Here is a 13,921-nt window from a genome sequence, read left to right as displayed (position 1 = left end):
ATGAAGTTGAATCATAAGAGTTGGTTGTATATAATATCCATGCTATTTTTCTTTTCCGTTTCGGGAGAGATTAAGGCCAGTCATATTGTTGGAGGTGAGATGACTTATAGATGTTTGGGGGGGAATAGGTATGAGGTTAGGTTAACTTTAAGAAGAGACTGTTTTAATGGAAGTCCGGAGGCGGAATTTGATGATCCTGCAAATATTGGTATTTTTGATGGCAATGGGGTTATCCTTAGGGACTTAGGAAAATTTGGGGTAATACAAATGCCATTCAGAAAAGATGACACCTTGAATGAAATTTTAAAGACGGAATGTGAAGTTGTAGGAGGAGATGTGTGTGTACATACTACCACATATATTGGTAATGTAACACTTCCTTACAGAAACGGTGGATACCAACTTGTATATCAAAGATGTTGTCGTAATAAAACAATTACTAATATCGTAGATCCAGAGTTAGTGGGAGCAACGTATACTGTAATTATTACGGAAGATGCTTTGAGGTATTGCAATGTAAGTCCGACATTTGGTGAGTGGCCAGCGGTTTATATTTGCGGAGACAGGCCAATTCTGTTTAACCACTCAGTAAAGGATCAGGAAGGGGATTCTCTTGTTTATTCATTATGTATTCCTTATTCAGGTGCAGATACAGCAAACTCAAAGCCTTCTACTCCTAAAAAACCTCCATACATTCCAGTGACGTATAAAGCACCATACGGACTTTTCAATCTTCTCGGTGGGTTTCCGGAATTAACAATTGATAGAAATACCGGTCTGTTAAAAGGACAGCCCAATCTTATAGGTCAATATCTTGTTGGAATATGTATAAGCGAGTATAGAAATGGACGGCTTCTTTCACAATTGAGAAGAGATTTTCAATATAATGTCAGGATCTGTACAACCAATCCTGTATCTAATTTTGACGCAGATATTAAGGTCTTATGTACTGAGGATAGAAGAGTTAATTTTACCAGTAAAAGTATTAATGCAAAGGATTATACCTGGTTTTTTGATTACCCTTCGCCTTTATATACTTCCAAAGACTCTATTACAAATTTTACTTATTTAGGCCCAGGTAAATATCGGGTTGCCTTAATTGCAAAGCGTGCCAAAGATTGTATCGATACAAGTTATCAAGATATCTTAGTTTATGACTCTACCCAATTAGATGCAAGATTTGATTTGAATTTTGGATCCTGTGATGATTCAATAAATATCAATATTGTAGATCGTTCATTCGATTCTCTTTTAAATATTAAAAATTATTCCTGGGAAGTAAAAATTGGTTCTAAAACATACAGTTCTTCCCAAATGGATCCAAAATTCACTTTTATCGATACTGGTCAAGCACACATAAGACTCTTGATTGAATCCGAAGGTGGGTGTATTGATTCTTTGGCCAAGGATTTTTATTTAAATCGACTGAAGCCCCAGTTTTTAGGAGATGTCATCCCTATTTGCATCGGAGAATCCACGGCATTAATATCCAACCCTGATGCTAGATTTAAGTATTCATGGTCGCCACCAAATGGATTAAGTTGTAATGATTGCCCAAACCCTATTGCCAATCCTGATAGTACAACCACCTATTTTGTGACCGTTACCGACGGTCAATGTGAAGAATCAGATACACTTACAGTAAAAGTATCCCGACTACTTGATATTGATATTCAGGGTGATACAATTATTTGTCAAGACACCATCAAATTAAGGGCAAATGGTGGAGTCGAATCATCTATAGAATGGTCTGATCAAAAGGATTTTTCTAACATTATTCAAAATGGTGATTTTGAATTTTCTTCAGTTGTTAAAGGTAAGGCTACCTTTTTTGTCAGGGCAAAGTCTGCTGCAAATTGTCCGGGGTCCGACAGCATCACCGTGAGAAATGAAAAAATAATCACAGATGTACCTAATCAATTTTATAAATTTTGTGAACAGGATACTTTTGAATTGACTCTAAACAATGCAAGACCAGAACATAAATTAATATACGTGTGGACTCCTAATACTTATGTTGTTTCTGGGCAGGGTACGAACAAAATAAAGGGTTATGTGCCAGCTTGTGAAGATCAAAGGTTTGTAATAAATGTAGAAAATCAATACAGGTGCAGAGCCATGGATACTATTGACGTTGATATCAGATGCAAGCCAAAAGCAAGTTTTAGAGTGGATAAAAATTGTGACAATACACTGGTGAGTTTTATCAATGAAAGTGATCAAGGATTATATACCTGGGAGTTTGGAGATAATAATTCCAGTTCTGATATTAATCCTGTTCATAATTATAAGGATACAGGTAGTTACATTGTTACCCTTAGAGTTAAAGGTGAATGTAATAATGAAATCACAAAATTTATCAATGTTGGCTTTATAAAAGTTAATTTGAATGATACAATTTTAAGTTGCAATGGTGATTCAGTTAATATCAATCCGGACCCTGACTTAAATTATAAATATAAATGGACACCTGCCGATAATCTCAGTGATCCCGACAGTCCAAACCCATTGGTAAAAGTAAATTCTACGACCACTTATACTGTACGGGTAACAGATCCCAATGTGGCAGATTGTTTTATTGAAAGAAATGTAACAGTTTTCGTTCCTCCTTTAATTAATTTAAGGGTAAACAATGACACAGTTTTGTGCTATAGTGATACAATTCTTTTACAAGCATTTACTGATGCAGGTATTTCAGCCAAAGTAGAATGGTTAAATGAGGTAGGGCAGTTTATAGGTGACGGATACAAATTGGTGAGAAGTTTCGCTGACTCACAATACATTCGGGCTTATGCTACGGATCTTTATGGTTGCACAGATGTAGATTCATTCAAAGTAATTCCAATAAAAACCAAATACGAAATTATTGGCAAGAAAAATTTGTGTCCAGGAGCAGATGGTTTTGTTGAATTCATTCCTAAAAGTAATCATACATATAAATATAGTTGGAGTCCTTCTAGATTTATCGTGTCAGGCGAACAAAGTGATCGAATTTTGGTAAAACCTTCAGATACCACCATATTTTATGTTGACTTTGAAAATGAATATGGCTGTAGATATCAAGACAGTTTTCAAGTAAACATCAGCAAATTTGACCCTCCATTGGATGCTTATGCTGATGACGATACGATATATCTCGGGCAATCTACCACCTTGCATGTAAATGGTGATTTTTCAGGTTACAAATGGGTTAATCCGCAAGGATTGAGTTGCATCGAATGTACAGACCCGGTAGCCTCGCCATTAGTTTCTACACTTTATAAGGTGACCGCAATAAATGATGATGGATGTCCAGGGGAAGCTGAAGTTAGGGTATTTGTGATCAGACCAAATTGTGATGAAACTGATGTATTTATTTCCAATATTTTTTCACCTAATGGGGATAACAATAATGATGAATTTAGAATAAGGAGTAACTTTTTGGATCAGGTAGAATTATATGTTTATGATCGATGGGGTGAAAAAATATTTGAAACAAAAGATAAGAACTTCTGGTGGGACGGGACTTATAAAGGAGGGGAACTCCCACCCGATGTTTATGGATATTACTTTAAGGTAGTCTGTGTAGATGGTCAAACTTATTTTAAAAAGGGAAATGTTACTTTAGTAAGATAGGATGTTTGCTAAAAATTTTGACTGTACATACATTTCTTTTGCAACATTGAAATTCAGTCTTGTGTTTTTGAGCAATAAAATTTTACCAGAATAGTATACAGATACAGGTATTTGAAACATATAATTAAAACTTATATAAAATTTTACTTTACCCAATTGGTTGATTATATTTGTGAACCAATTTCATGAAATCAACCAGCTTTCTGTGCAGGTCTAGAAGCCGATATATTTACATTTACTACTGCCAGTAACAGTTGATTGACTGATATTTATGGACTTATGTATTAGGTCTATTCAAATGTATTAGTTAATTAAAGATCGAAGCCTGTGAAAAAGCTCAAAATTCTGGGGGTATTTGTATTGACGGTTAGCCTGCAAATAAAGTTTATCCTAGCACAGGACATTCACCATTCCCAATTTTATACTTCTCCACTTAATATGAATCCTGCATTGACGGGTACCTTTAATGGCGATTGGAGAGCGGCTGGAAACTACAGAAGTCAATGGTTCGTTGACAATCTGGTAAATTATTTGACTTTTACCGGAAGTTATGATATTAGATTTTATCCAAAAAAATGGACAACCAAAGGACTCTGGTCCGCCGGCTTCTTATTTAATTATGATCGGGCAGGAGATTCAAAACTTAGTTTAGGTTATTTGGGCATAAGCGCATCTTATGCATACCCAATTAATAAAAATAATATACTGTCAATTGGAGGCTTGATTGGAGGAGCTCAGAGGAGATTTCAACAAGATCAATTGACATGGGATGAGCAGTGGAATGGTTCAAGTTTTGATCCAAACTTATCTTCTCAAGAGAACTTTGACAGAACTTCAAATGGATTTTTAGATTTAGCAGCGGGAATAAATTACAGGTGGCAAAAATCTGCTCGAACTAAAATTGATTGTGGTATCGGTTTATTTCATCTCAATAAACCTGAGCAACAATTTTTTAATCAGACCGAAAGTGTAAAATTGCCCATGCGATTAAATTTGAATTTAATGCCTAATTTTAAGGTGCTGGACCGTTTGGACATACTCTTACATGCTCAGTTCCAAAGGCAGCAGAATTATCAGGAGATTTTGTTTGGAGGTTATGGAAAGTTTTATTTGTCCTTAAAGCGAGGAAAAGAATTTTCTTTGCTTTTGGGGGTGTCAGCCAGAACTAAGGATGCTGTCATACCTAAATTGGCATTTCAATTTAATAATTGGTATGGAGGTTTGAGTTACGATATTAATACTTCTCCATTTGATTTAGCAACACGAGGCAGAGGAGGACCTGAGTTTTCATTGATATATACCTATGTAAAATCAAGACCACTCAGCCAACTAAAGGCGTGTCCTATTTTCTAAAACTTTTTGACTTTTAATATGAGAAATGTATTTTTATCTATATGCTTGGTACTTGGGAGCGTTTTCTTGGTTTTTGCTCAAAGCCCTAGCAAGAAATCTGTTTTGGAGGCAGGTGAAAAATCCTTTGCCAGCAAAAATTATTATGATGCTTTAGCAAAGTATCAGGAGGCTTTACTGTTTGAAAGTGATAATATTGATTTATTGTACAAAGCTGCTGAAGCATCAAGATTACATGGTGCTTATAAAATTTCAATTTCCTATTATGAATCTGTATTAAATCACCCCAATGGACCGCAATATCCACTTAGTGGATTTTGGTTAGGTATGCTGAAACAAATGCAAGGAGATTACCAATCTGCAAAGACGGCTTATGTTGCCTATAATTCGGAACATTCAGGAGAGGATCCTTATTATACAACCTATGCAGAGAAGGAAATCAAAGCCTGCGAGTGGGCAATGGAGATGACTAATAATCCAGTAAAAGGAACAACAATTGTCTCAATGGGCGAAAAGGTCAATACCAGTTTTTCGGATTTTGCACCAATGCAATTGAAGCAGGAGTTCATTTATTCTAGCAGTCGTTTTGAAAACAAAGTCAACACTGCATTGCCAAAACGTTATTTAAGTGGATTGCTTAGTTTGAAAAATGAAGAATCACCAATTCATTTAACATATCTTAATCTGCAGTTTCCAGGAAAGAATATTGCAAACACTGCGGTAAATCGTGCAGCTGACAGAGTTTATTTTACGGTTTGCGAAGACATTAACGATCATGATAGAAGATGTGATTTGTACCAGGCTAAAATTGATGCAAACCAATTTTGGTCAGAGCTCACAAAGTTGCCTGATTATATAAACCTTACTTCAAGTACTCAGACACAACCGAACATTGGATATAATAAGCTAAATAATAAAGAGGTATTGTATTTTGTTTCTGATAGAGCAGGAGGCAAAGGTGGTTTGGATTTATGGTATTCAATTATAGATGCGAATGGAAATTTTTCTGAACCAATGAATTTAGCAGGCCTTAATACGGTTCAAGATGATGTTACTCCATTTTACCACATTCCAACTAATACTTTGTTCTACAGTTCTAAAGGACATCTTGGATTGGGTGGTTTTGATATTTATCAGGTGCGCGATCAGATTGATGGGTGGGGGACCATAAAGAATTGCGGCCTGCCATTAAATTCAAGCTTTGACGATCTGTATTTTGTTAGAGAATCAACAGGTACTATTGGATATCTCGCAAGTAACAGAACTGGAGCCCAATATATTGACGACATTAATGAGGCCTGTTGTTTGGACATTTTTAAGGCAAACATACAGCCTTGTGAAATTAATTTAAAAACATTGGTATTTGATGCAAGTACTTTATTGGAGTTAAATGGAGCTACTGTTAAATTATTTGATAATAGAGATCCATCCAGGGAAGCAATTATTATTACCAATGATCAGACAAATTTATTTGAATTTCCAATAGAATGTGATAGAGAATATCGAGTAGAAGCATCAAGACCCGGATATACAATGGAGTCTGTTATCTTTATGAGTGGGAAGCCGGGGGAATTCAAGGAAATTACTAAGAAGTTATATCTTAAACAATCAAAAATCACTTTAGATGTTCTGACCTACGATAAACAAACAGGTTTAGATTTGAATGGAACCACTGTAAGTTTATATGATCTTGAGCATCCAGATAATAGTCCAATTGTAATTACAAACTTGCAAACAAATTTGTCTCAATTTGAATTAGACAGATGTCATAAATACAGAATAGTTGCCACTAAGACAGGCTATGGTACTGCGATGAAAGAGTTTCACATTGATTGTAATCAGATCGGCAATGTTTTAGAAAAGATTTATTTGGACAAACTCTTATACAGTTTATTACCTGTTTCTTTATACTTTGATAATGATCGTCCAAATCCGGCTACCATGTCAAATACTACTACTTTATCCTATCAGCAAACATATGATAGTTATTTTGTTCGCAAATCAATATTTGGGTTGAAATTTTCAAAAACATTTCCTGTTGATGAAAGGGATGTGCAACAGAAAGTGATGGAAACTTTTTTCGATCTGGAAGTAAAAGCAGGAAATGAAAAGTTTCAAAAATTCCTTTCAGTTTTAGAATCGGATCTTAAGGATGGAAAGAAGTATGAGATTTTCTTAAAAGGCTATGCAAGTCCTTTGGCGAACAACCATTATAATCTTCATCTGGGACAACGGAGAATTCAAAGTGTAAAAAATGAATTTAATAAGTTCAACAATGGTGCTTTAAAAAAATATATAAAATCAGGTAAACTCATTATTAGTCAAAAGTCATTTGGAGAAGATACAGCACCAAAAGGGATTAGCGATAATTCAAAAGATCCAAAATCAATATACCACATCAATGCTTCTCGTGAGCGAAGAGTTGAGATTGTAGAAATAAAAGAGTAATGAATAAGGTATTACAATTGAAAATTATGTGTAACGATCAAATTAATATCATAGGTAAAGCATGCTTAAGAATTGTCTTGACGTTCTTAATGTTTTGTTCGTTTCAATATGTTTCTTATTCGACTCATCTGGTCGGAGGCCAATTAAGTTATAAGTGCCTCGGAAATGGCTTTTACGAGATTAGGTTAGTAGTAAGACGTGATTGCTTGAATGGAGCAGACACTGTTTTTTTTGACAATCCTGCAGTAATTGGAGCCTTTTATGGAGATGGGCAAAAAGCGTTTAGAGTAGGCATTGATGGTGTGTTTGATATGGACTATGTCAAAAATGATACTTTAAAAGAAAAAGTAGATAATTTTTGTGTTGGAAAGAATCAAGAAGTTTGTGTGCATGAGGCCATTTATACAAAAAGAATTTTCTTGCCTTTTGATGAAAGAGGTTATATTTTAGCTTACCAACGATGCTGTCGCAATACTTCACTTTCTAATGTAGTGGACCCATTGGAAACTGGAACAACTTATGCAATTAAATTTAGTGCAATAGATTTATTAAGTTGTAATTCAAATCCACAATTTGGAAATTTTCCACCAATTTATGTTTGTGTAAATAAACCTTTTGTGTTTGATCACAGTGCAACCGATGTAGATGGTGATTCTTTGGTTTACATGTTGTGCAAGCCAAACTTAGGTAAAACCCGTCTTGTACCTGCTGGAAGACCAAATTCACCTCCATATGACAGTGTGGTGTTTAAATCTCCTTATAATTTAGATGATTTAATGAATGGTGGGTCAGGAGGAGTACCATTAAAAATTGACCCTGTAACTGGTGTGCTTACTGCAAACCCCAATACTCTTGGTCAATTTCTTGTTGGCGTTTGTGTGCTTGAATATAGGAATGGCAAATTATTATCCTATGCAACCAGGGATTTTGAATTAAATATCGTTCCATGTGGAATAACCCCTGTCGCTTCATTTGTTAAAAACAGTTCGCTTTGTGATGGATTTGATCAGAAATTTACCAGCACAAGTAAAGATGCTAATAATTATCAATGGTTTTTTGATTTTATTAACGATCGCAATTTAAAGTCTAATGATCAAAATCCAAGTTTTCGTTATTCCAAATCTGGTAATTATGAAGTTGTACTGGTCGTTCAAAATGGTGAATGCACAGATACATTTCGACAAACGATTTCTATAATTGATCCTGGATTAATACCTGATTTTAATTACAAGATTGATTGTTCAGCTGATTTGACAATATCTTTAAAAGATTCTTCGCAATCGAATTTTAGTATTGTTAAATATGATTGGAGTCTGTCCGGGAATGGAAATAATTTAACTTCAGTGTTAAAGGATCCTGTTTTTAAACTTTCGAATGGTGGACGAATTACAATTACCCTGACTATTACAGATTTAAATGGATGCACATCGATGCTTTCCAAGACTATTGATATAAGTACAATTGACATTGAGCTTATTGGGAATGAAACGGATATTTGTATTGGAGATTCAGTCAGATTAGTTAAAAATCCTAATCCAAGATTTACTTACACCTGGAGTCCAACTACAGGACTTGATTTATCCAATCCTTCCAACCCATTGGCTAAGCCAAATGTAACAACTAAATACCGAGTTACCATTACTGATGGAAATTGTGTCGTGGAAAAGGAAATTTTGGTTAAAGTTCGAGGGCTTGTGAACCTTAGAATTGAAGGTGATACGCTGACCTGTGATGGTAATATTTCATTGACTGCAAATTCCGATTCTACTAATATTTTTGAATGGTCATTTAATAGAAATTTTATTCCATTAGAATTTACGGGTGTAAATTTTAAAACTAAAATTAGCGGAAATAGAATCGTTTATGTTAGAGCAGGATCAAAGGATCAATGTCAAGTAGTTTTAGCAATCCAATTGTTAGATAAAAGTATTTTGCTAAATTATCCTAAGCAAGTCGTGATTTGTTCAGATGACACTACAAGTTTTAAAATTGAAATTGTTAATCCAGGAGATCAAATAACTATTGAGTGGTCCCCAAGTCCGTTGATTGTGAGTTCGGCAAATAGCTTAATGCCAGTAATTTTTGTTCCAGAACCCGGAATTTATGTTTTGAAATTTAAAGCAACTAATCAGTTTAATTGTACGTTGACAGATTCAATATTGGTGAATGCTGTCTCACCACCGGATGCTGATTTCAAAATTGATTATGAGTGCGGTTCTTTAAAGGTTGTTGTGACCACTTCTGGAAACAGAAATGTGAGTTGGGATTTTGGAGACGGCAAAGGAAAGGCTTTTACACCTATGGCAATGTATACCTATAATGCATCAGGCAATTATAAAATCACATTGAAGGTAGACAGCGTTTGTGAAAGAAGTATTACAAAGGAAATTACTATTGTTGACATAGATATAACCTTAAAAGATTCAATATTGTCATGTTTTGGCTCTACAGTTGAATTGAATCCTGGTGGCACAAATGAATTTGTCTATAAATGGTCACCCATTGAGGGGTTGAATGACCCTAATTCGCCAAATCCAAGTGCAAAAGTTACAAAAACCACTACCTATTATGTCGATATTTTTGATCCAAATTTTCCAGGATGTTCAAAAAAAGATACAATAACAGTTTTTGTGCCGGATAGAATTGAATTAGAAGTTAGCGGTGATACTTTGTTGTGTGAATCTGTAAAACTTAAATTATTTGCAAATTCAAGCAATCCGTTAGTAAAAATTATATGGTGTGATCAGACAGGCAAAGAAATTGGAAGTGGCAACAGTATTCTAGTTGAGCCAAAAGAAACGCAGTTGTACCAAGTAAAAGCTGAAGATGAGTACGGTTGTGTGGAAAAGGATACGATTCTTGTTAGAATTTCATTTTTAAAGGCAGAACTCAAAGGGCCGTCAGTTATTTGTCTAAGCGATACTGCAATGATTACGATAATGGGTGAAGGAAACTCTAAATACACCTATGATTGGAGTCCAAAGGAATCAATTATAGGTAGTTCCACCGGGTCAAAAATTATCGTAAATCCAACTGTTAATACTACCTATAGCGTAGAAATTAGAGATACTTTAGGGTGCAGTTGGACATTAACGCATAACATTACTGTTAATGACCCATCCAAAAATATTTTTGCACTGGCTGATCCTGTAATGATTGTGCCTGGTTATAAATCCCAGTTGACAACTGTTGATATGTTTGGTTACAAATATAAGTGGGGGCCTGATGATGGATCATTAAGTGATGATGACATTTTTAATCCAGTTGCAATGCCGTCCAAAACTACCACTTATGTAGTCACGGTTACCGATGAAGCAGGGTGTACTGCAACCGCTTCAGTTGTAATCATGGTTAAATTGTGTGAGGATGCTGTTTTTATACCCAATGCCTTCAGTCCAAATGGAGATTCTAAAAATGATTTCTTTCTTCCTCGATCCCAATTTATAACCAAAATGAATATGGTTATCTATAATCGATGGGGGCAAAAGTTATTTGAAACGTCTGAGCAATTGCCTGGTTGGGATGGCACTTTTAAAGGGGAGCGATTGGGGCCCGATGTATTTGGATATTTGATAAAATTTAAGTGTTTTGAAAATTCAGAATATACTAAAAAGGGAAATGTTTCAATTATTAAATAGAATCAAATTAGCAACCTGCTCAATTTTAGTTATTTGAACTGTATCGTTCGAATTTGTGTTAAATCTAAAGAACAAATAGAGTTATAGTTAGTAGCTTGTGTTTTGAATTTTATTATTATGATACTTATTGTAATTGGCATTTTGGGGCTGGGAGTTCAATTTTTTCTAAATCAGGAAAACCAGCATCCTTCTATAAGGAAATTATCTAAAATATTTCGTGTCGCAGCTTTTGTTTTAATCCTTGTTGGAGTTTTTAGCTCTTGCTTTATTCAAATAAATGCTGGTCAAATCGGTGTAAAATCTCTGTTCGGTAAGGTTCAACAAGATATTTTATATCCGGGATTGCACGTGGTGAATCCTCTGTTGGTAATTCATGAAATGGACGTGCGCACACAAAACTACACGATGTCAGGAGTAACAGATGAAGGTAATGTGAAGGGAGATGATGCAATTAGGGCATTGACTAAAGATGGATTAGAGATTGTAATTGATGTAACAGTGCTTTATAAAGTATTGCCAACGTCTGCTCCAAAGATTTATAATGAAATTGGAAAAGATTATCAGGATAAAGTTATACGGCCACTTGCAAGATCTAGAATCAGAGATTTTTCGGTTGGTTATGAAGCAATTGAACTTTATTCAAGTAAAAGAGACGAGTTTCAAATGAAAATATTTAAAACAGTCGAGGAGGATTTTTTAGCCAGGGGGTTGATACTTGAACAATTGCTAATTAGGAATATTAGTTTGCCAACCAGTATTAAAGCTTCCATAGAAGAAAAAATTAGAGCAGAACAGGAATCTCAGAAAATGCAATTTGTGCTTATGAAAGAAAAACAAGAAGCAGAGCGAAAAAGGGTGGAAGCTCAAGGCATTGCTGATTATCAAAGAATTATCAATACTGGTTTAACTGATAAGCAATTGGAATATGAATTAATTAAAGCTTATAAAGAGTTGAGTCTGTCTCAGAACGCAAAAGTAATAGTGCTTAATGGAAAGAATACTCCGTTAATGCTTAATGGTAATTAAATTATTGATAAAATGATGTCAGAAAATATGCCCAAAGTATTGCAGGGAGGTGAATTTCTAATAAAGGAGACAAATTATAAGACCAATTTTATACCTGAAGACATAAACAATGATCAACGTTTAATTCGAGATACAGTTAGAGATTTTGTAGAGAATGAAATTTGGAAAAGAGGATTCAAATTAGAAGAGCAACAATCATTATTGGAAAATGCTGCCTCATTGGGTCTACTTGGTGCACACATACCTGCTGTTTATGGAGGAGTGGAATTGGATACACATTCAAACACAATTATTTCAGAAGAGCTTGGAGCTGGTGATGCATCATTTAATACTACAATTGCCGCCCATACCGGAATTGGCATGCTTCCTATATTGTATTTTGGGACGGAGGAGCAGAAGTTAAAATACTTACCTGGTCTATCAAGCGGTCAATTGAAAGCCTCATACTGCCTTACCGAGCCAGGTTCTGGAAGTGATGCCTTAAGTGCTAAAACTAAAGCGATTCTTGACAATTCAGGCAAATTTTATTTGCTTAATGGGCAGAAAATGTGGATTACCAACGCTGGTTTTGCAGATATATTTATTGTCTTTGCTCAGATTGATGGAGACAAATTCACAGGCTTTATTTTAGAAAAAGGTACAGAAGGATTGATTTTGGGGTCTGAAGAGCATAAATTGGGTATTAAAGGTTCTTCTACCAGACAGGTGTTTTTTGAAAACGTTAAAGTGCCCGCAGAAAATGTATTGGGAGAAATTGGAAAGGGGCACCTCATTGCTTTCAATGTTTTAAATATTGGAAGATATAAGTTGGGGGCGATGGCCATGGGGGGATGTAAACGATGCATTAGCCTAGGAGTTTCCTATGCAAATGAAAGGCAACAATTTCAAAAAGTCATATCAAATTATGGAGCAATTCAATTTAAAATTGCGGAATCTGCAATAAGAGTTTTCGCATTAGAGTCTACAATTTATAGAGTTAGTGACTTAATGGAAGACAAGAAGAATGAAGAATTGGCAAAAGGGATAGATTTTGGAAAAGCAATGCTGGAAGCTGCAGAGGAATATGCGGTTGAATGTGCTATTATTAAAATAAATGGTTCTGAGGTTTTGGATTATGTGGTTGATGAATTGCTTCAAATTCATGGTGGTTATGGATACTCTGAGGAGTACCTTCCTGCAAGATTGTATCGTGATGCAAGAATCAATAGGATTTATGAAGGCACAAATGAAATAAACAGGATGTTGTGCATTAATATGATTCTCAAACGTGCATTGAAAGGTGAGTTAGATTTAGTAGGACCTGCCTGGGCCGTTCAAAAAGAATTAACCGGTCTTCCATCCATGGATATTCCAACTGGACCTTTTGGTATTGAAAAAAGAGCCGTACAAGAATTTAAAAAAGTTCTTTTAATGGTAGCAGGAGCCGCCGTTAAATATCAGATGGATGGAAAGCATGATTTAAAAGAACAACAGGAAGTGCTGATGAATATAGCTGATATTGCAATTGATTTATACAATTCGGAATCTCTACTCTTAAGAGTTCAAAAGTTGTATGAAATTAAAAATGAGGCTGAGATTTTACCATTTGTTGCAATGTTGAAAGTCTTTTTAAACGATGCACAATCTAGGATCGTCAAGAATGCACAAGATGCTTTGACTTCCTTTGCTACAGGCGATGAGTTAAAGATTATGTTGATGGGGATAAAACGGTTTTCAAGATATGAAAATGTTAATGTAAAGGAGAATCGGAGGATTGTCGCACATCATATCATTCAGGCCAATCATTATTGTTATTAATTTGTCAAATTGAATTTGCCTTCCAATACATTTAAATCCATAATTGA

The 13,921-nt window shown here is 35.0% G+C and carries 6 protein-coding genes; all 6 read left to right on the top strand.

The features are described from left to right. A complete protein-coding gene (locus IPJ53_11360) occupies positions 1 to 3,615 on the top strand; it encodes a gliding motility-associated C-terminal domain-containing protein (protein MBK7799705.1) in 3,615 nt (1,204 codons plus the stop codon). Positions 3,616 to 3,942: 327 nt separating this feature from the next. Continuing rightward, complete coding sequence (locus IPJ53_11355) at positions 3,943 to 4,968, top strand: PorP/SprF family type IX secretion system membrane protein (protein MBK7799704.1); 1,026 nt, start codon at positions 3,943 to 3,945, stop codon at positions 4,966 to 4,968. Between the two features lie 18 nt (positions 4,969 to 4,986). Beyond that, on the top strand, positions 4,987 to 7,413 hold the full coding sequence (locus IPJ53_11350) for a hypothetical protein (protein ID MBK7799703.1): 2,427 nt from the start codon (positions 4,987 to 4,989) through the stop codon (positions 7,411 to 7,413). After that, positions 7,413 to 11,051, top strand: coding sequence for a gliding motility-associated C-terminal domain-containing protein (locus IPJ53_11345; GenBank protein ID MBK7799702.1), 3,639 nt, complete (start codon positions 7,413 to 7,415; stop codon positions 11,049 to 11,051). The genes IPJ53_11350 and IPJ53_11345 overlap by 1 nt, the downstream gene beginning before the upstream one ends. Before the next feature lie 117 nt (positions 11,052 to 11,168). After that, the gene (locus IPJ53_11340; GenBank protein ID MBK7799701.1) at positions 11,169 to 12,077 is read left to right on the top strand and encodes a prohibitin family protein; all 909 of its coding nucleotides are present in this window, start codon (positions 11,169 to 11,171) and stop codon (positions 12,075 to 12,077) included. A 15-nt stretch (positions 12,078 to 12,092) separates the two neighbouring features. Further along, positions 12,093 to 13,874, top strand: coding sequence for an acyl-CoA dehydrogenase family protein (locus tag IPJ53_11335; GenBank protein ID MBK7799700.1), 1,782 nt, complete (start codon positions 12,093 to 12,095; stop codon positions 13,872 to 13,874). Positions 13,875 to 13,921 lie beyond the last annotated feature (47 nt).

Source organism: Candidatus Vicinibacter affinis (assembly GCA_016714365.1).
Classification (GTDB): domain Bacteria; phylum Bacteroidota; class Bacteroidia; order Chitinophagales; family Saprospiraceae; genus Vicinibacter; species Vicinibacter affinis.
The sequence above is the reverse complement of the archived record's forward strand: the minus strand, read 5'-3'. Positions and strand labels throughout refer to the sequence as shown.

Excerpts from the sequence above, each read along its gene's own strand:
- IPJ53_11360 (MBK7799705.1), top strand. The coding sequence starts at position 1 with ATGAAGTTGAATCATAAGAGTTGGTTGTATATAATATCCATGCTATTT.
- IPJ53_11340 (MBK7799701.1), top strand. The coding sequence starts at position 11,169 with ATGATACTTATTGTAATTGGCATTTTGGGGCTGGGAGTTCAATTTTTT.
- IPJ53_11345 (MBK7799702.1), top strand. The coding sequence starts at position 7,413 with ATGAATAAGGTATTACAATTGAAAATTATGTGTAACGATCAAATTAAT.
- IPJ53_11350 (MBK7799703.1), top strand. The coding sequence starts at position 4,987 with ATGAGAAATGTATTTTTATCTATATGCTTGGTACTTGGGAGCGTTTTC.
- IPJ53_11335 (MBK7799700.1), top strand. The coding sequence starts at position 12,093 with ATGTCAGAAAATATGCCCAAAGTATTGCAGGGAGGTGAATTTCTAATA.